General features: G+C 74.6%; 20 protein-coding genes. 7 read left to right on the top strand and 13 right to left on the bottom strand.

Annotated features, from left to right (window positions below; translation table 11 throughout):
* Nucleotides 1–157: 157 nt before the first annotated feature.
* Complete coding sequence (locus C8D89_RS00735) at nt 158–817, bottom strand: response regulator (RefSeq protein WP_116706819.1); 660 nt, start codon at nt 815–817, stop codon at nt 158–160.
* A 23-nt stretch (nt 818–840) separates the two neighbouring features.
* The gene (locus tag C8D89_RS00730) at nt 841–2,040 is read right to left on the bottom strand and encodes a sensor histidine kinase (protein WP_116706170.1); all 1,200 of its coding nucleotides are present in this window, start codon (nt 2,038–2,040) and stop codon (nt 841–843) included.
* Nucleotides 2,041–2,317: 277 nt separating this feature from the next.
* On the opposite strand from C8D89_RS00730, the gene C8D89_RS00725 reads away from it, so the two are divergent.
* On the top strand, nt 2,318–2,917 hold the full coding sequence (locus tag C8D89_RS00725) for an HhH-GPD-type base excision DNA repair protein (RefSeq protein ID WP_116706169.1): 600 nt from the start codon (nt 2,318–2,320) through the stop codon (nt 2,915–2,917).
* A 94-nt stretch (nt 2,918–3,011) separates the two neighbouring features.
* Nucleotides 3,012–3,470 carry a DUF3099 domain-containing protein gene (locus tag C8D89_RS00720; protein ID WP_116706168.1) on the top strand — a complete coding sequence of 153 codons (459 nt, stop codon included), beginning with the start codon at nt 3,012–3,014 and terminating at the stop codon, nt 3,468–3,470.
* A 19-nt stretch (nt 3,471–3,489) separates the two neighbouring features.
* Here the strand turns inward: C8D89_RS00720 and C8D89_RS00715 are convergent, their stop codons facing one another.
* Together C8D89_RS00715 and C8D89_RS00710 are read right to left on the bottom strand one after the other, a co-directional pair.
* Nucleotides 3,490–4,986, bottom strand: coding sequence for a DUF1996 domain-containing protein (locus C8D89_RS00715; RefSeq protein ID WP_243417663.1), 1,497 nt, complete (start codon nt 4,984–4,986; stop codon nt 3,490–3,492).
* A gap of 111 nt (nt 4,987–5,097) precedes the next feature.
* Nucleotides 5,098–6,534 carry a hypothetical protein gene (locus C8D89_RS00710; protein ID WP_133251789.1) on the bottom strand — a complete coding sequence of 479 codons (1,437 nt, stop codon included), beginning with the start codon at nt 6,532–6,534 and terminating at the stop codon, nt 5,098–5,100.
* A gap of 146 nt (nt 6,535–6,680) precedes the next feature.
* Between C8D89_RS00710 and C8D89_RS00705 the strand changes: the two genes are divergently transcribed.
* The gene (locus C8D89_RS00705) at nt 6,681–6,932 is read left to right on the top strand and encodes a DUF3039 domain-containing protein (protein WP_423716607.1); all 252 of its coding nucleotides are present in this window, start codon (nt 6,681–6,683) and stop codon (nt 6,930–6,932) included.
* Between the two features lie 45 nt (nt 6,933–6,977).
* Nucleotides 6,978–8,765 carry a DEAD/DEAH box helicase gene (locus C8D89_RS00700; protein WP_116706166.1) on the top strand — a complete coding sequence of 596 codons (1,788 nt, stop codon included), beginning with the start codon at nt 6,978–6,980 and terminating at the stop codon, nt 8,763–8,765.
* 367 nt (nt 8,766–9,132) lie between these two features.
* Here the strand turns inward: C8D89_RS00700 and C8D89_RS00695 are convergent, their stop codons facing one another.
* On the bottom strand, nt 9,133–9,327 hold the full coding sequence (locus C8D89_RS00695) for a DUF7455 domain-containing protein (protein ID WP_116706165.1): 195 nt from the start codon (nt 9,325–9,327) through the stop codon (nt 9,133–9,135).
* Nucleotides 9,328–9,655: 328 nt separating this feature from the next.
* Here C8D89_RS00695 and C8D89_RS00690 point away from each other — a divergent pair, with 328 nt between their 5' ends.
* The gene (locus C8D89_RS00690; RefSeq protein ID WP_116706816.1) at nt 9,656–11,011 is read left to right on the top strand and encodes a type I glutamate--ammonia ligase; all 1,356 of its coding nucleotides are present in this window, start codon (nt 9,656–9,658) and stop codon (nt 11,009–11,011) included.
* Between the two features lie 64 nt (nt 11,012–11,075).
* On the opposite strand, the gene C8D89_RS00685 is transcribed toward C8D89_RS00690, so the two are convergent.
* The 4 genes from C8D89_RS00685 to C8D89_RS00670 form a co-directional block, all read right to left on the bottom strand.
* Entirely contained in the window at nt 11,076–11,867 is a 792-nt protein-coding gene (locus C8D89_RS00685; protein WP_243417661.1) for an inositol monophosphatase family protein, read from the bottom strand.
* Between the two features lie 47 nt (nt 11,868–11,914).
* On the bottom strand, nt 11,915–12,202 hold the full coding sequence (locus tag C8D89_RS00680; protein ID WP_133251788.1) for a hypothetical protein: 288 nt from the start codon (nt 12,200–12,202) through the stop codon (nt 11,915–11,917).
* Nucleotides 12,203–12,239: 37 nt separating this feature from the next.
* Nucleotides 12,240–12,611, bottom strand: a complete 372-nt coding sequence (gene gvpJ, locus C8D89_RS00675; protein ID WP_243417659.1) for a gas vesicle protein GvpJ — start codon at nt 12,609–12,611, stop codon at nt 12,240–12,242.
* Between the two features lie 81 nt (nt 12,612–12,692).
* Nucleotides 12,693–12,944, bottom strand: coding sequence for a hypothetical protein (locus C8D89_RS00670; protein ID WP_133251787.1), 252 nt, complete (start codon nt 12,942–12,944; stop codon nt 12,693–12,695).
* A gap of 81 nt (nt 12,945–13,025) precedes the next feature.
* Here C8D89_RS00670 and C8D89_RS28950 point away from each other — a divergent pair, with 81 nt between their 5' ends.
* Entirely contained in the window at nt 13,026–13,178 is a 153-nt protein-coding gene (locus C8D89_RS28950; protein ID WP_165825489.1) for a hypothetical protein, read from the top strand.
* Nucleotides 13,179–13,190: 12 nt separating this feature from the next.
* Here C8D89_RS28950 and fmdA read toward each other — a convergent pair whose 3' ends face one another.
* The 4 genes from fmdA to C8D89_RS00645 form a co-directional block, all read right to left on the bottom strand.
* Nucleotides 13,191–14,444, bottom strand: a complete 1,254-nt coding sequence (fmdA, locus tag C8D89_RS00660; protein ID WP_116706813.1) for a formamidase — start codon at nt 14,442–14,444, stop codon at nt 13,191–13,193.
* Between the two features lie 61 nt (nt 14,445–14,505).
* The gene (locus tag C8D89_RS00655) at nt 14,506–15,168 is read right to left on the bottom strand and encodes an AmiS/UreI family transporter (RefSeq protein WP_116706161.1); all 663 of its coding nucleotides are present in this window, start codon (nt 15,166–15,168) and stop codon (nt 14,506–14,508) included.
* Nucleotides 15,169–15,239: 71 nt separating this feature from the next.
* Nucleotides 15,240–15,476 (bottom strand): FmdB family zinc ribbon protein, encoded by a 237-nt coding sequence (locus C8D89_RS00650; protein WP_116706160.1) that lies wholly within the window; start codon nt 15,474–15,476, stop codon nt 15,240–15,242.
* Nucleotides 15,477–15,727: 251 nt separating this feature from the next.
* The gene (locus C8D89_RS00645) at nt 15,728–17,206 is read right to left on the bottom strand and encodes an RNA polymerase sigma factor (protein WP_116706159.1); all 1,479 of its coding nucleotides are present in this window, start codon (nt 17,204–17,206) and stop codon (nt 15,728–15,730) included.
* 237 nt (nt 17,207–17,443) lie between these two features.
* On the opposite strand from C8D89_RS00645, the gene C8D89_RS00640 reads away from it, so the two are divergent.
* Nucleotides 17,444–18,304 (top strand): inositol monophosphatase family protein, encoded by an 861-nt coding sequence (locus C8D89_RS00640; protein WP_116706158.1) that lies wholly within the window; start codon nt 17,444–17,446, stop codon nt 18,302–18,304.
* Nucleotides 18,305–18,311: the final 7 nt, after the last annotated feature.

The following is an 18,311-nucleotide window of genomic DNA, read 5'->3' as shown; positions in this document are numbered from 1 at the left end:
CCGCCGCTCCCGGGCGAAGGGGCGTGGGTCGGGCGACGGGATCGACGCTAGGAATGCGGGGCTCTCCCGCCATCGGCGCGACGGTGCGAGCCGGCTACCGCATCGGCGGTGGGTGCGGCGATACGCGGCTGCCGCGTTCGTCGGACCCGGGGCCGGGTCAGTGCGGCGAGACCAGCCCGGTCTCGTGGGCGATGACGACCAGTTGGGCGCGGTCCCGGGCGTGCAGCTTGCCCATCGCCCGGTTGACGTGCGTCTTGGCGGTGGCCGGGCTCATGGACAGCGCCTTGCCGATCTCGGCGGTGCTCAGCCCGCGTCCGACCAGGGCGACCACCTCGCGCTCGCGCGGTGTGAGCACGTCGAGCCGCTCGGGCTGCTGGGGTCGCCGGTCGGGACGGGCCCGCAGGGTGTCCAGGAGCCGGCGCGTGACGCTGGGGGAGAGCAGGGCGTCGCCGGCCGCGACGACGTGCACCGCTCGGCGGAGGTCCTCCGGTTCGACGTCCTTGAGCAGGAAGCCGCTGGAGCCGGCCTGCAGGGCATCCGCGATGTAGTCGTCCTGCTCGTAGGTGGTGAGGACGACGACGCGCGGGGTGTCCGACCGGCCGTCCGTGAGGATGCGGCGCGTGGCCTCGATGCCGTCGATGACCGGCATGCGGATGTCCATGAGGACCACGTCGGGGTGGTGCTGCCGGGCCAGCACGACCGCTTCCGAGCCGTCGGCCGCCTCGTCGACCACCTCGATGCGCTCGTCCCGCTCGAGGACGAGGCGGAAGCCCGCGCGCACCAGTGCCTGGTCGTCGGCGAGCAGCACCCGCACCACCGGGTCACGCGCGGTCCCGTCCCTCACTCCGTCGTCTCCGGTGCCGGCAGCGTCGCGGACACTCGGAAGCCGCGGTCCGGGCGGTCCCCCGTGAGGAGGGCGCCCCCCAGCGCCCGGACCCGCTCGGTGAGGCCCGCCAACCCAACGCCGGGCGCCGGTCTGTCCCCGCGGCCGCCGCCGTCGTCCTCCACGGTCACCTCGACCGCGGTGGTTGCCACGTGGACGCACACGGCCGCCCGGGACGCGCGAGCGTGGCGGATCACGTTGGTCAGGCTCTCCTGCACGATCCGGTACACCGTCAGTTCGACCGCCGAAGGGAGTTCACGCGGCTCACCGCGGACCTCCAGCTCGACCGGCAGGCCTGCCTGCCGGACCCCTTCGACCAGGGCCTCGAGCTGGGACAGCCCCGGCGCGGACCGCCGGGGCGGCTCCTCGTCTCCGGAGCGCAGCACGGCGACCGTCGCGCGCAGCTCCGCCATCGCGTCCCGGCCGGAGGCACGCAGCGTCGCCAGCGAGCGGCGGGCCTGCTCGGGCTGGTGGCCCAGCAGGTCGGAGGCGGCCCCGGCGTGCACGGTCATCGTGGTGATGGTGTGCGCCAGGACGTCGTGCAGCTCCTGGGCGATCCGCATGCGCTCCCCGCTGATCCGGGTCTGCGCCTCGAGCTCCTTCTCGACCGCCACCGCCCGCAGGCGCTCCTGGACTTCCGCCCGCAGCCGCCGCCGCGTGGAGACGCCGTCGCCGAGCAGGAAGGCGAGCACGAGCAGCGCGACGGTCACGGTGATCTCCAGCACGGACTCCCGCTCCACGACCGCCCGGTACACCGCGCCGCCGCCGCCGAACAGTACGACGATCAGCACCGTCTCCCACCTCTGGCCGGCCGCCGCGACGCTGTAGAAGGCCACCATCAGCACCGGAAGTTCCGGTCCGCCGGGGTAGTCGAGGGCCAGGTAGACCAGCGCGAACCCGACCGTGCCGCACAGGGCGGTCCTCGGCCGTGGCCGGCGCATCAGCAGAGCGGCAGCGGCGGTCACGAGCAGGCCGACCGCGACGGCGTCCGGAGGGCGGCTGCCCGCCTCGTCGGCGGAGAGCAGCGCCACGACCGAAGCGAGCGCCGTTGCCGCCGCGACGCCGGTGTCGACGGCGAGCGCCGTCCACCGCGAGCCGTCCCCGGGGCGGGAGCGGGCCTCGCCGGGAGTCGTCGGGGGAGACGGTCGGTCAGTCACATCCAGCCCTCGCCTCACGCCGGCCCCGGCCGGCGGTGGCCGGAGGGTCGCGGCGCCGTCGGTTCACTGTAGGCCGGACCACGCCGTCGCGGCGTCGTCCCGGCGGCACCCGCGTCGTACCGCACCCGTCCCATGCCTGCGGTGCGGCGGTACCGCGATCGCTGCAGCGTGGCGAGACGGTGGGCCGGTGGCGGAGGGAGGTCACGGGCCGGGCCCGATCTCCGCGGCGACGACTTCAGGTTCGCCGTGCTCACGCGCGATCTGCGAGGCTGACGGAGTGCCCGACCTGACCCTCGCGCAGGACCCCGAGGCCGACGCGGTCCTCAGCGACAACCCGTTGGCGCTGCTGATCGGCATGCTGCTCGACCAGCAGTTCCCCATGGAGCGGGCGTTCGCCTCGCCCGCGCTGCTCACCGAGCGCCTCGGCGCGCCGCTGACGGCCGCCGGCCTCGCCGAGCACGACACCGAGGCGCTGGTCGCCGCGTTCACCGGGCCGCCCGCGCTGCACCGCTACCCGCGGTCGATGGCCGAGCGGGTGCAGGCGCTGTGCCGCGCGCTCGTCGCGGACTGGGGCGGCGAGGCGGAACGGCTGTGGGCCGACGCGGCCGACGGGCGCGAGGTGCTGGCGAACCTGCAGTCGCTGCCCGGCTTCGGCAGGCAGAAGGCGCAGATCTTCACGGCGCTGCTCGGCAAGCAGTGCGGCGTGCGCCCGGAGGGGTGGCGCGAGGCCGCGGGCGCGTACGGGGAGGACGGTTCGCGGCGCTCGATCGCCGACGTCGTCGACCCCGTGACCCTCGGCGAGGTGCGCGAGTTCAAGCAGGCCCAGAAGAAGGCCGCCAAGGCCGCCAAGGCCGCCAAGGCGGAGGCGTCCACCTGACCCGTCCCTCCGGTGGCGCTGCGGGCGTCCAGGGTTGAGTCTGGGACGCGAGGGCACCCGCGGGAGACGGCTGGTGCCGAGGAGGCGACACGCGTTGAACCGACGTCAGGACGACGACGGGCCCATCCTGATCACCGAGGCCCAGGTCTCGTACGACGAGGAGTTCGCGGCCCGGAAGAAGCGCTACTCGCTGATCATGGCGTTCCGCATCCCGTGCCTCGTGCTCGCCGGCATCGCCGGCATCGGCTTCCAGCGGCCGTGGGTCGCGGTCGCCTTCATCGTGCTCTCGGTGCCGCTGCCGTGGGTCGCGGTGCTCATCGCCAACGACCGCCCGGCGAAGAAGGCCGAGAAGGCCAACCGCTTCAAGCGCGGCGACCGAGAGCTCGGTGGGGTGCCGGACGCGCGGATCATCGAGGCCGCCGAGGTGCTCGACGGGCGGCGCCCGTTCGTCGGGGAGAGCGAGCGGCCGCGGCAGGCCCGCCAGGACTCCGCCGACCACGAACCCCCGCGCACCGTCGATCCCGAGGCGCCCCGGACCGGCTCGGAGGGCTGACCCCACCGCGGAGGGCAGGTCAGCAGCAGCAGGCCGTCGGGTGCTCCCGCCGTGCCGGCACCGTCGAGGAACCCGGAGCGGCGAGCACCGGCGGGGTCGGCTCCGCGCAGGGCCGGGCCTGCCACACCGACGGTGACGGGCCGTGGTCGTGGGTGGCCGGTGCGGTCGGCCGTGCCGCGCCCGTCGGTTCGCGCCGCTCGCTGCCGTGGACGCCGTGCTGGGCGTGCGTCGCGAGCGCGTGCGCGAAGGTCCGGGAGCGCGGCACGCGATCGGCGGTGTCGGTGGACCCCGACGCGGCCCCGTCCTGCTCCGGGCCCTGGACGCAGCGGCGCGCGTCGTTGATGCACTCCGCGCCCTGCTGGGCTCGACGCTCGGACGACAGGTACTCGATCAGGGCGTGGTCGGTGATCGGGTCGTGCTGCTGCTCGGGGAAGCTGTCGATGGCGAACAGCCGCCCCGGCGGCGGGTCCTCGTACGTCACCGTGATGCGCAGCGCGGGGACGGGGACGAGGTCGTCGTCGCACTCGCCCCGCTCGTCGGGGTAGCGGATGTGGCTCGCGTGGTCCTCGGAGTCGAGGTCCTGCCCGTTCCAGCAGCTCGGGAAGTCGTAGACGCGCTGCATCGACGAGCCCTGGGGGCAGATCGGGTACCGGTCGGTGAGCCGGTCGGCGAACCCGGTGCACGTGTACTTGGCGTTGTTGCCCTCGCCGTCGTTCGTGCCGGCCTTGGCCGACCCGGTGACCAGCGTGATGTTCAGTGGCATGGCCTCGGTGCGCCGGGTGCCGTGCCCGTGGAACGTGTAGTCCACCGACGACGGCTCGACGAAGGAGCCGACGTTGCCGTCGAGGCTCCCGCCGTCGGCGCCCACATCGGGGCCGACGCCGCGCAGGTCGCGCAGGACCGGCCAGAAGATGGGGGAGCGGTCGCCGTTGGTGCACGTGGTGGACGACTCCTGGAGCGTCTCGAGGTCCGAGGCGAAGTTGGCGCCCTCGTTGCCCGCGTAGTCGTGGGTGTGCTGGGCGCCGTTGCGCACCCCCGGCGCGATGATCGGGTTGTCGGAGTTGTGGTGGTCGCTCAGTGCGCACCGGATGCTGTAGCTGCCCCCGGAGAACACCCCGCCCTCGCCGCGGGGGCCGCGCCGGACGTCCTGGATGTCGACGTACTCGTCCGCGCTCGCCCGCCCGATCTGGTCGCGGCCCGGGAACTCCTCGCCGTCGTCACCCTCTCCGCCGTCGTCACCCTCTCCGCCGCCGTCGCCCTGGTCGTCGCCCTGGTCGTCGCCGGCCTGGGCGCCGTCCTCCTCCTCGTCCTGCTGCCCCCCACCGGAGTCGCCGGGGTCGGCGTCGTCCTCGGCGATCGGGACGAGCCCGCCGTGGGACATCAGCGGCGTCCCGCCGGCGAGGGCGGCGCCCACGATCAGCGCCGCCGCGGCGGCGAGGGCGAGGGCGAGGACCGGCAGCCGGCGGGGCCCGTCGTCGTGACGGCGGTCGAGCGCCGCCCACGGGCTCTCCGGCACGGCCGGCGGCGGCGTCCGCGCGGACGCACGGCGCCGTGACCGTGGCGAACGCCCCCGCCCCCACCCGTCCATCGCCCTCCGTCCCGAGTCCACCACCCGACGGGGCGGACGCTAGTGCGGCGCCACGGCGCCCGGGTGCGCTTTCGCCGAACTCGCGGACCGGTCCCGACCGTGGCCGAGCCACGGGTCGGCGGCACCGGGCGGGACCGGCCGCGACCAGGGTCGGGAGGAGCACGGCGGGACCGGCCCCGACACTGGGACCGGCACGCGGCCGGACGACGGCCCCCCGGGAGCCGCGCCCACGCGTCCCGGCGTCCCGGGCGACCGGGCAGCGCCCGCCACCGGCAGGGGCCCGGAGCGCGGGTCGCGTCGCGCTCCCGCGCGCGGGTCCGGAACCGGCAGCGGACCGGACGGTGCCCCCGGGACCGGCAGCGGGCCCGACGCGACGCCGACGACCCGCACCGGGCGGGACGCCGGCCCGCTCGTCCCGTCTCGGGACGCCGCCCCCGGCCGCCGCACGGGGCGTTCGACACGGATCTCGGTGAGCTCCGGGTCGCCGTCCCGGCCACGGCGGCGGCCCGCGACGAGCGCCGGCGGGCCCCAACCCTCGTCGGCCGACGAGCGCGTCGCCACGGACACGCCGGTGGGCCGGCCACGGCGCCGCAGGTCGAGCAGCGGCGTCCACGGCCAGTACTCCTCCAGCCGCCGGCACCGGGCGCACCCCAGCCCCAGGACCAGGCCGAACACGAGGTGACCGAGCAGCGAGAGGCTCACCGTGGTGACGGTCAGCGGGAACATCTGCTGCTCGCCGCGCGGCGCGACCGCCACGGTCGCGACCAGCCCGGTCCACACCGGGAAGACCGCGAACACCACCGACGCCGCGACCGTCGCCCGCCGGCCCCACCGGCGCAGCCCCGTCGCCGCCACCAGCACGAAGAAGGCGACGCCGATGCCGCCGCCGTCGCCGACGTAGCGCCAGACGTAGCCCACGAGCGCCCCGGCCGTCGAGGAGCCCGCGTCGACGTCGAGGATCCAGGTGCCGACCGTCGGGATGAAGTCGCCCCACAGCCCGAGCAGGTAGACCGTGTCGAGGCGCACCGCGTCGTAGACGAGCGTGGCGACGACGCCCCACCCCACGCCGGCCCGCACGAGCCGGTCCTCCGGCACCGGCGCGAACAGTGCCAGCAGGAGCACCACGAGCGTCAGCGGCACGACGACCACCCCGGCCGTCACGTGCATGAAGGCGACGCCGAACACGTGCGCGGAGATCGCCAGCAGGGGCAGCGCGGCGACCACGAGGTGCAGGCCGAGCCGCATCAGCCGCGGGCGGTGCGCGGCGACGAACGCCCGCACCTCGTCGCGGCGGCGGACCGGCAGGTCGGGCAGCTCCTCGGCCGGCGCCGGCTCGGCCCGGCCGCGGCGGGACGCGCGGGCCGGCGCCAGGGTCGCGGTGATCTCGCCGGCCCGCTCGGGGGCGAGCGTGCGCCAGGGCAGGGGTCCGGCGGGGCGGGGCACGCCGTGACGTACGGCGGGGGCCGGGAACGTCACGAGCACTCCTCGGGTCCGGGGGCCGGGTGGGGTCACGGTGGCAGCCGGGCCGGGAGCGTGGGTGCCGTTTCGCGGGATCCGCCGGGGGCAGAACGCGTGAGCCCGGTGTGGGTCCGCCGTCGGGGGTGTGGGGCATCATGGGAGACATGAGCCAGACCGCGGTGCTTCCCGACACCCGCCCGCAGGGGACCGACCGCACGGGTGACGACGACCCGAAGATGTTCCACTACGTCCGGAAGAACAAGCTCGCCGAGTCGGCGGTCACCGGGTCGATGGTGGTGGCGCTGTGCGGCGAGACCTTCCCGGTCACCCGCTCGCCCAAGCCGGGCTCGCCGGTGTGCCCGAAGTGCAAGGAGATCTTCAACAAGATGCCCCGCGGCGGTGACGACGGGGAGTAGGCCGCAGGTCACCCCCCGAGACCGACGTCCCGCCCCGGAGGGCTCTTGACCACCCGCGCGACCGACGGCCCGATCAGTACGGGCACCAGCACGGCGCCGGCGGGGGCGCGGCCGCTGCGCCAGTGGCAGCGCCGCGCCCTGACGCGCTACCTCGCCGAGCGTCCCCGCGACTTCCTGGCCGTCGCGACGCCGGGCGCGGGCAAGACGACGTTCGCGCTGCGCGTCGCGGCCGAGCTGCTGGGCGACCGCACCGTCGACACGGTGACGATCGTGTGCCCCACCGAGCACCTCAAGCACCAGTGGGCCGAGGCGGCGCAGGGAGCGGGGCTCGCGCTCGACCCCGAGTTCTCCAACGCGGTCGGTCGCACCTCGAGCGACTTCCGCGGCGTGGCGGTCACCTACGCGCAGGTCGCCGCCCACCCGGTGCTGCACATGAACCGCACCGAGGGCCGGCGCACGCTGGTGATCTTCGACGAGATCCACCACGCCGGCGACGCGAAGTCGTGGGGCGAGGCGACACGTGAGGCCTTCGCCGGCGCGACGCGGCGCCTGGCGCTCACCGGGACCCCGTTCCGGTCCGACGACAGTCCGATTCCCTTCATCACCTACGAGCCGGACGCGGCGGGCGTGCTGCGCTCGCGGGCCGACCACTCCTACGGCTACGCCGATGCGCTGGCCGACGGGGTGGTGCGGCCCGTCGTGTTCCTCGCCTACTCGGGTCAGGCCAGCTGGCGCACCAGCGCCGGGGAGGAGATGACCGCCCGCCTCGGCGAGCCCCTGACCGCCGAGCAGAACGCCCGCGCCTGGAAGACCGCGCTCGACCCCAAGGGCGAGTGGATGCCCGCCGTGCTCCAGGCCGCCGACACCCGGCTGACGCAGCTGCGCGCCGGCGGCGTGCCCGACGCCGGCGGGCTGGTCATCGCCACCGACCACACCACGGCCAAGGCCTACGCCACCCTGCTCCGGCGCATCGCCGGCGAGGAGCCGGTGGTCGTGCTGTCCGACGACCCCAAGGCCTCGGGGCGGATCGCGGAGTTCGCGCGCTCGAACGACCGGTGGCTGGTCGCGGTCCGGATGGTGTCCGAGGGCGTCGACGTCCCACGCCTCGCGGTCGGCGTCTACGCCACCAGCGCGTCGACCCCGCTGTTCTTCGCCCAGGCCGTCGGCCGCTTCGTCCGCTCGCGGCGCCCCGGCGAGACCGCGAGCGTCTTCCTGCCGAGCGTGCCGTCGCTGCTCACCCTGGCCAGCGAGCTGGAGGTGCAGCGCGACCACGTGCTCGGCGAGCCCCACCGCCCGAAGGAGGGCTGGGACGACGAGCTCGTCGAACGGGCCAACCGCACCGAGGACGAGCCGGGCGAGCAGGAGAAGGCGTTCGAGGCGTTGTCCGCGGAGGCCGAGCTCGACCAGCTGATCTACGACGGCTCGTCCTTCGGGACGGCCGCGGGGGCGGGGTCGGCCGAGGAGCAGGACTACCTGGGGCTGCCGGGCCTGCTGGAGCCCGAGCAGGTGCGGGCGCTGCTGCGGCGCCGCCAGAGCGAGCAGCTCGACGAGGCGGCGGCCCGCGAGGAGACCGTGTCGGCGGTGACGACCGCGACGACCACCGAGCAGCCGGCCCCGGCCCGCGAGTTCCGGCGCGACGTCGGCGTCGCGGAGCGCCTCAAGGATCTCCGGCGGGAGCTCAACGCCCTCGTCGCCGCGCACCACCACCGCACCGGCAAGCCGCACGGCGTGATCCACGGCGACCTGCGCCGCCACTGCGGAGGGCCCGCCACGCCCATGGCGTCGCTGGAGCAGATCGAGGAACGGATCGCCACCCTGCGGTCGTGGCGGTGACCCACTCACGCTCCGTGCGCGACCCGTGACATGTGGTCGATATCACACTCCGTGGTGGAGGAGGTGTGTCGCGGTCGTCGCGGAGCGACATCGTGACGACACACCGTTCACCCCGTCGTCACACGTCTCGGTGGCGCCGGAGCGAGGGGACCCGGCACCGTCGGGAGCGTCCAGGACGGGACGGCACGGCCCGCCTCGATCATCATCGTCGCGCGGACGGTCGGGCGCCGGGTGCTCGGAGGTCGTCGGGAGCCGTGGTCCCGACCCGCCCGGACACGACGACGGGCGAGGACCGTGTGGCCCTCGCCCGTCGTGGTCTCGATCTCTGGTCTGTGGTCCTGCGGGAAAACCGCTGGTCAGTCGGCCGTCATGCGCTCTCACCGGTCTGCACGTCCACCGACAGCTCCTTCAACTTGGCCTCGTGGGCCCGGGCGTGGTGCCCGCAGAAGAGGAGTTCTCCACCGGAGGGCAGTACGGCGCGAACCTTCGCCGCTGCACCGCAGCGGTCGCAGCGGTCCGAGGCGGTGAGTTCTGGCCGGGTCAGGGTGCCGGGCATCGTCATCTCCCTCCGTCGAGGCCTCGGATGGGGGTCCGGGCCCGCGAGCTCCGGTCGTGCGACCGTCGCCCCTCCACTGTGGCAGACGCTGCCCGCGACCGCTCGTGTTCACGCGCCGCTTTGTCGTCCGTCACGAACCGCTCATCGGGGGTGAGAGGACCTTCGTTTCGGGGTAGCGGCGCTCGCCACCCGTTCGGGAGTCGATCTCCGGCGACGAGCGGTCCGTGCCCGCGGAACGGGATCTCCCGGCGGTGGTGACCGCCTGGGAGCCCTGGTCGCCCACTAGCCTGTCCGCCACCATTCGGGTGGGGGAGGGGAGACGACGGTGGGCGACATCGGGGAGCGGGCGGCCGAGCTCGCCGAGCAGCTGAGGACGGCGGGTGTCGCCGGCGTCGTGGTGGTCTGGGCGGACAACAACGGCATCCCGCGGTCGCGCACCGTGCCGGTGGCCACGCTGCCGCAGGTGGCCGAGACCGGCATCGGGGTCAGCACCGTGTTCGCGATCTTCGACACGAACGACGGGATCCAGTACGGCGCGCCGGGGCGGGAGACGCCGTCGGGCGACGTCCGCCTGGTGCCCGACCTGGACCGGCTCACACCCCTGGCCGGCCAGCCGGGCCTGGCGTGGGCGCCCGGCACCCAGGTGACGGTCGACGGGTCGCCGTGGCCCTGGGACCAGCGCTCGCTGCTGACGTCCACCGTCGACGCCCTCGCCGACCGCGGCTACAGCGCGCTGGTCGGCTACGAGATGGAGTTCGCTGTCTCCGCGGCGAGCCCCGACGGCGCGGTCGTGCCCGCGTACCGCGGCCCCGCGTACAGCCCCCACGCCCTGCTCGAGATCGACGGCTTCGTCACCGACGTCCTGCGGGACGCGGAGGCGAACGGTCTGCGCATCGGCCAGCTGCACGCCGAGTACGGACCGGCGCAGGTCGAGCTCTCCCTCGGCGCCACCGACCCCGTCCGGGCCTCCGACGAGCAGCTGCTGGCGCGCCAGACCGTGCTCGCCGCCGCGGCGCGGCACGGGCTGCGGGTGAGCTTCGCCCCGCTGCCGTCGCTGCAGATGGCGGGCAACGGGTGGCACGCGCACACCTCGCTGTGGCGCGACGGCCGCAACCTGCTCGCCGGTGGCCTCGACGGCCCCGACGACCCGGCGGGCGGTGCGTACATCGCCGGGCTGCTGCGCGACCTGCCCGCGCTCGCCGCCGTCACGGCGCCCTCGCTCGGCTCCGCGGCACGGCTGCGGCCCGGCTTCTTCGCCGGCGCCTACGGGTTCTGGGGGATCGAGAACCGCGAGGCCCCGGTCCGCTACGTGGCGGGCTCGCCGATGCTCGGCGACGACCATGCGAACGTCGAGCTCAAGGTCTCCGACGCCTCCGCCAACCCCTACCTGGCGCTCACCGCCCTGCTCACCGCCGGGGTCGCGGGCGTGGACGAGGGCCTGACGCCGCCCCCGCCCTTCGCGTCCGATCCGGGCACGTGGACCGAGGAGGAGCGGGCGCAGGCCGGCGTCGTCCCACTGCCCACCACCCAGGCCGATCAGGAGGCCGCACTGCTCGGCTGCGAGCGCCTCACCGCGGCCCTGGGCGAGGAGCGCCTCGGCGCCTTCCTGGCCGTGCGCCGCGCCGACGCCGCCTGGGGCGCCGAGCGCGACACCGAGGACGTCCTCGCGGCCTGGCGCTGGCGCTACTGACGCGGGGCGAGGGCGTCCCCCGCTGCGTGACACGCAGCCAGGGCGTCCCTCGCTGCGGCGGGGCTCACCGCGGGACGAGCACGTCGAGGATCGCCTCGTGCACGGCGGGGCGGGCGATCAGCAGGTCGGGGGAGTACGGGTCGTCGGCGCCGAAGGGCAGCGGACGCCCGTCGAGACGCGTGACGCGCAGGCCCGCGCCCATCGCGACCGCGGCCGGGGCGGCGTTGTCCCACTCGTACTGCCCGCCGGAGTGCAGGTAGGCGTCGACGTGGCCGTCGACCACCGCGAGGGTCTTCACGCCCGCGGCCGACATCGCGCGCGTGCGCACCGGGAAGGCCGCGGCGAGGCGGCGCAGCTCGGCCGGCGGGCGCGAGCGGCTCACCGTGACGGTCAGCCCGCGATCGGGGTCGACCGGGGTGTCCGGTACCCGGGCGACCGTCTCCGAGTCGGCCAGCTCGTCGCGGGCGGGCAGGGCGACGGCGCCGGCGACGAGGGCGCCGTCGACGACGAGCGCCACGTGGACCCCCCACTCGTCCCCGCCGCGCCCGTAGCCGCTGGAGCCGTCGAGGGGGTCGACGATCCACAGGCGGTGCGCCCCGCGGCGCGGCGCCGGGTCCTGGGTGCCCTCCTCGGAGAGCACGGCGTCGGTCGGCCGGTGGCGGGCGAGCGCGCCGACGAGGAAGTCGTGCGCCTCGGCGTCGCCGCGGTACTCGCGGGACCGGCCGGGGGCGGTGTCCTCGCGCAGGGTCATCAGCAGCGCGCCGGTGGCCTCGGCGAGCTCGCGGGCCAGCGCGGCGTCCTCCGCGACCGTCGGCTCGGCGGTCGCGTCCGGTGGCACGTCCCTCGCGGCACTCACCCCCCGATCCTCCCCGACGCGCGCCGGCGCGGCCGGGCGGCCCAGGGTCAGCCGCCTTCCGCCGCGGTCAGGACGTTCGCGAGTTCGTGCAGCACCGCCGCGCGTGCCTCGTCCGCGCCGGGCGCGGTGTCCTCGCGCTGGTCGAGCAGCAGCCGGGCCAGGCTCGCCAGGCTCACGACCTGGGCGGCGAACTCCTCCGGCCCCGCCAGCTCGGCGAGCAGGGCGCCCACGGCCTCGAGGTCGCCCGCGTCCATGCCGCGGATCAGGGCCACCGACCGCCGGTGGACCTCGGCGGGGTCGGTGTCGGGCACGTCGCGGGCGGGGTCGGGCTGCACGGGGGCCAGCATCGCAGGCCGGGCGTCGGGAGGCCGTTCAGCCCTTCCGCCGCCGCTTGCGCTCGCGGCGCTCCTCGCGGACCTCGCGCCACACCTCGTGCGCCCCGTCGAGCACGCCCTTGGTGATGCCCTTGGCGCCCCCCTCGTAGACCTTCTCGGTCATGTGCCCCGGCAGCTCGGCGAGCCCCTTGCCGCCCTTGGCGTGCAGGTCCAGCCGGTTGGTCGCCTCGGCGAAGCGCAGGTAGGTGTCGACGCTGGCCACGACGATGCGCGCGTCGATCGTGACGATCTCGATCCCGATCACCGACACCTTGACGAAGGCGTCGATGACGAGGCCCTTGTCGAGGATGAGGTCGAGGACCTCGGCGAGCCCGCCCTGCGGGGAGCGGCGCACGCCGGCGGAGGTCACCGCCGGAGTCTAGGAACTCGGAGCCGGTGGTGACCATCGACCGGACGGTCCCGCGCCCACGGCCGGACGCGGGCCCAGGGATCACGCGTCGGCCGTCGGGTCGGCGTCGTCCGCCGCGTCCGTCCCGCCGGTGTCGTCCGCCTCGTCGACCCCGTCCACCCCGTCCGTCGCGTCCTTCTCGGACTCCGCCTCGTCGATCGCGTCGGCGAGCAGACGGTCGAGGGCGGCGAGGCTCCGGTGCGGCCCGCGCCGGTCCAGCACGACCGGCTCGTCGGGCACACCCGCCTCGGCGAGCGACTCCGCGATGTGGTGAGCTGTGCGCAGGCTGTGCACAGCGGCGCGGTCGGCCGCCACATGTTTCGGCGGGGGGACCCACTCACGGGACCGCGGGTCCCTCTCCTCAGGAGCCTCCTCATGGACATCATCGTCAGCCACTGGTACTGCCCTCACTGCGAGGTCGCCGGTCGGGACCACGAGCCCGAGCCGGCGTGCTGGAACTGCGGCGCGGCCGCCGTGGTGACGGCCCGCCCCCGCGCGGAGGGCGAGCCGCCGGCCCTCTCGGCCTGACGCCGCGGCCGCTCAGCTGGTCACCGCGGACATGCCGCGGTCGGCCGCCGTGGGCCCCGACGCCGACGGGCGGATGTCGAAGTCGAAGATCGCGGTGGGCAGGTAGAGCGAGCAGCATGCGTTCGGGATGTCGACGACGCCGCTGACCCGGCCCTCGATCGGGGCCGAGCCGAGCAGCAGGTAGGCCTGCTCCCCGGTGTAGCCGAACTTCTTGAGGTACTCGACGGCGTTGAGGCAGGCGCGCTTGTAGGCCAGCGTCGCGTCGAGGTACTCGTTGGTGTCGGTGTCGTGGTCGACGGAGATCCCGATGAACGTCAGGAACTCGGAGTAGCGCGGCTCGACGTTGCCGGGCATGAAGATCGGGTTCGTGGAGACACCGTAGGTCTCCATGCCGCCCTTGATCAGGTCGACGCCGAAGTCGATGTAGCCACCCATCTCGATGGCGCCGCAGAAGGTGATCTCGCCGTCACCCTGACTGAAGTGCAGGTCGCCGCCGGAGAGCTTGGCGCCCTCGACGTGCACCGGGTAGTAGACCCGGCTGCCGCGGGTGAAGTTCTTGATGTCGTGGTTGCCGCCGTTCTCCCGGGCGGGCACGGTGCGGGCGCCCTCGGCGGCGATCTGGTCGGCGAGCGAGCCCGTCGCCTGCCCGCCCAGGCTGCTCTCGCGCAGCGGCGGCAGGGCCAGCGGCGGCACCCGGTCGGGCTCGCGGTCGATGAGCGCCTGTTCGCGGCGGTTCCAGCGCGCGAGCAGGTCGGCCGACGGAGCCGTGCCGAACAGGCCGGGGTGGGTGATGCCGGTGTACCGCACGCCCGGCAGGTGCCGCGAGGTCGCGACCTGGCCGTGGAAGTCCCAGATGGCCTTGGCGGAGTCGGGGAAGTAGTCGGTGAGGAACCCGCCGCCGTTGGTGCGGGCGAAGATGCCCGTGTAGCCCCAGCCCTGGCCGGGCGCGTCGCCGTACTCCTGCGGGGGCTGGCACGCCCCGAGGTCCAGGATGTCGACCACGAGCAGGTCGCCCGGTTCGGCTCCCTCGACGCCGATCGGCCCGGACAGCATGTGCGCGCGGGAGAGGTCGACGTCCCGCACGTCGTTGGCGGAGTCGTTGTTGCCGATCTGGGCGTCCGTCCACTCCCGGCACTCCACCCGGAACTCGCTCCCCGGCCGGACCATGGTGGCCACGGGCACGTCCGGGTGCCACCGGTTGTGGCCGGGGACGGCCTGGTCGCGCATGGACTTGGACTGGTCGACCTCGAACACGACCTCGGGCATGGTCATTCACCTCCGGGACGGGCCGGCCGTGGCCGGCGGGCACAACGGGACGGCGGAGCGGTCAGGTCCTGCTCAGCTCCGAATCGGGAACGGGCGTGGGAGTGGGGCCGGTCGTGGAGCCCGCCTCGTGGCGGCGGCGCGGCGTCCGCAGCGTCGGCAGGAGGACCAGGAGCATCGCGACCCCGATGACACCGAGCACGATCGCGGTGAGCCCGGTGGTGGGCCACGCGCCGATGAGCAGCAGGAACCCGGGGATCGCGGCGGTGACCCAGCCCTGGATCGTCGTGACGTAGCCCGTGTAGCGCGTCAGGAACTCGCGCTTGAGCCCGAGCAGGAGGAAGAACAGGGTCCACAGCACGGCCCAGTAGAGCCAGATCACGCCGAAGGGCGGGTCCTCGAGCACGGTGAAGTTGGCGAACGAGAAGCCGATCGCCGCGATGGCCACGAACAACGAGAAGTAGCCGACGCCGGTGGTGTCGAGGCCGGCGAGCAGGCCGATACCGACGTAGAGATAGGTGAAACCGAAGAGGTACAGGCCCGCCGCCAGGAGGACCTGGTTGCTGTCCCCGTTGGCCGTGAAGATCAGGTAGGTCGGCGTGATGACCTGCAGGGAGCCGACGAAGAGGTTGATGATCGCGGTGGCCTTGGGTTCGACCAGGCCGAGGAGCATCAGCCCGTTCACGAACAGGACGGCACCGACGTAGAACAAACCGACAGCGGCCACGGGTCCTCCCCTGGAGTGGACGAGGACGTTCCCCCCGGCGGGGCGCGGCACGAGCCCGCCCGCACGTCCGGTCAGCGACGTGTGGTGCCCGAGGCGCGCGTGACGACCTCGGGTGCGTCGCGGCTGGCTTCCTCCCGCGCGAGCGCCGTCCGCAGCGCGGGGTTCATCCGGGCGAGCAGCGGAGGCGTCCACTGCCGCGGCGAGGACGCAGCGCAGCGTGGACACGCCACGCACTCCGGGGCCTCACCCATCGGACGCGACTGGTCGAAGGTGCCGCAGTCGGGGCAGCGGTAGGCGTAGGTCGCCATCGCGTCCTCCTCGACACCGGTGTCGTCCGAGGCGGGCCACCCTGGCCTCGGAGGCGGGCGGGGTCCCAGGGCCGAAGGTCCCGGATCCCGACGCCCTCCGGCCGACGACGCTCCCCGCGCCGCCGTGGGAGTCGCGCGAGCGACGCCGGCACGACCCCGGAGACGACCACGACCCCGGAGACGACGGAGCCCCCCGCGCGACCGTGCGTCGCGCGGGGGGCTCCAGGGGTCGGGCTCCGGTCCGGTTCCCCTCAGTCCAGGTAGTCGCGCAGGACCTGGGAGCGGGAGGGGTGGCGCAGCTTCGACATCGTCTTCGACTCGATCTGGCGGATGCGCTCGCGCGTCACGCCATAGACCTGGCCGATCTCGTCGAGGGTGCGCGGCTGGCCGTCGGTGAGGCCGAAGCGCAGGCGGACCACGCCGGCCTCGCGCTCCGACAGCGTCGCGAGCACCGACTGCAGCTGGTCCTGCAGCAACGTGAAGCTCACCGCGTCGACCGCGACGACCGCCTCGGAGTCCTCGATGAAGTCGCCGAGCTGGGAGTCGCCCTCGTCGCCGATGGTCTGGTCGAGGCTGATGGGCTCCCGGGCGTACTGCTGGATCTCCAGCACCTTGTCCGGGGTGATGTCCATCTCCTTGGCGAGCTCCTCCGGCGTGGGCTCGCGGCCCAGGTCCTGGAGCAGCTCGCGCTGGATGCGACCGAGCTTGTTGATGACCTCGACCATGTGCACCGGGATGCGGATGGTGCGGGCCTGGTCGGCCATCGCGCGGGTGATGGCCTGGCGGATCCACCACGTCGCGTAGGTCGAGAACTTGTAGCCCTTGGTGTAGTCGAACTTCTCGACCGCGCGGATGAGGCCGAGGTTGCCCTCCTGGATGAGGTCCAGGAAGGCCATGCCACGGCCGGTGTAGCGCTTGGCCAGCGAGACGACGAGGCGGAGGTTGGCCTCGAGCAGGTGGGACTTGGCGCGCTCGCCGTCACGGACGATCCACCGCAGGTCGCGCCGCATCTGCGTCGCGAGCTCCTGCTGGGTCTCGGCGACCTTGCGCAGCCGCTCGGAGGCGTAGAGGCCGGCCTCGATGCGCTTGGCGAGCTCGACCTCCTCCTCGGCGTTGAGCAGCGCGACCTTGCCGATCTGCTTCAGGTAGGCGCGGACCGAGTCGGCGGAGGCGGTGAGCTCGGCGTCCTTGCGCGCCTGGCGCAGCGCCTCGGACTCCTCCTCGTCCCAGACGAAGTCGCCGGACTTCTTGTCCTCCTCGGTGGGCTCCTCGGTCTCGACCTCCGCGGCCTCGACCACGTCGGCGCCGAGGACCACGACCTCCTCGGACAGCTCCTCGGTGCCCACGGCCTCGACGTCGGCGCCCTCGAGCCCCTCGAGGTCGGCGCCCTCGGGCCCGCCCTCGACCTCGATCTCGTCGCCCTCGACACCCTCGGGGGCGTCGGCGGTCCTGGCGGCCGCGCCCTTGCCCTTGGCGGGGGCGCTCTTGGTGGAGCGCTTGGTGCCCTTGGCCGAGCGGGAGGCGGCCTTCTTCGCAGGGGCCGGCGCCTCGGGAGCCTCCGGAGCGGCCGTCACGACACCGACCGGGCCACCGGGGGCGCTGGCGTCGGAGTCGGCGGCGTCGGTGACGCGGCGTCGGGTTGCGGGCTTTGCGGCTGCCACAGACGACCTTTCGTGACGAACGGCTGCACGGCGTGCGGTGATCGAACGGGCCCGGGCCGATGTGGCCACCCGGACGAAGGGACGGCGCGAAGGCCCCGGTCCAACCCGGTGTACCGCCTCGGCTGCGCTCCATTGTAACGAGCACGGGCACGGTCCGTCGCACCTCACGGCCGCGGAGAGGTGAGGGAGCCACCGCAAGGGGTACCAGGATCGATTCCGAGTCGACGAACGGTTCCGCGGGGTGCGCTCACCGGGCGGTGGCCGGACGGTCGCCGCCCGGACACCCGGCTGTGGTCGGATGCCGGGATGGACCACACCGTGGGTCGTCGCCCGGACGTCGTCGCAGCTCCGGGGCCCGTGGATGCCACGGCCCTCGCCGACCTCGCGGAGGGCGTCGCACGCGAGACCGCCGTGCTCGCCCTGGAGGTGCGCGAACGGGCCGTGCGCGCCGAGCGGCTCGACACCAAGAGCTCGGCCACCGACGTCGTCACCGAGGGCGACACGGCGTGCGAGGCGCTGGTCCGCGAGCGCCTCGCCGCGGCCCGTCCCGGCGACCTCGTGCTGGGGGAGGAGGGAGGTTCCAGCGGCACGCCCGCGCCGGGGCAGGTCCGCTGGGTCGTCGACCCCATCGACGGCACCGTCAACTACCTCCACGGCCTGCCGTGGTTCTCCGTGTCGATCGGCGCCGAGGTGGACGGGCGTGTCGTGGCGGGCGCGGTCGTCGAGCCCGTCTCGGGACGCGTGTGGCGGGCGGCGCGGGGGCACGGGGCGACACGCGACGGCGAGCCCCTGCGGGTCTCGGGGCTCGACGACCTCGGGCTGGCGGTCGTCGGCACGGGGCTCAACTACGACCCCGGCCGGCGGGAACGTCAGGCGGCGGTCCTGGCCCGGGTGGCGGCGCGGCTCGGTGACGTCCGGCGCACCGGCTGCGCCTCGCTCGACCTGTGCGCGGTCGCCGCCGGCTGGCTCGACGCGTTCTACGAGCACGGGCTGCACCCGTGGGACGTCGCCGCCGGCGGGCTCGTCGCCGAGGAGGCCGGCGCCGTCGTGCGCCTGCCGGGGACCGACCCCGACGGCCTCGGCACCGCGGCGACCCTCGTCGCCCCGCCCGCGCTGGCCGGCCCGCTGACGGAGCTGCTCGTCGCCGAGGGCGGCGCAGAGATCTAGCGGGATC

The organism is Actinomycetospora cinnamomea, assembly GCF_003096675.1.
In the GTDB taxonomy this organism is placed as follows: Bacteria; Actinomycetota; Actinomycetes; order Mycobacteriales; family Pseudonocardiaceae; genus Actinomycetospora; species Actinomycetospora cinnamomea.
The sequence above is the reverse complement of the archived record's forward strand: the minus strand, read 5'-3'. Positions and strand labels throughout refer to the sequence as shown.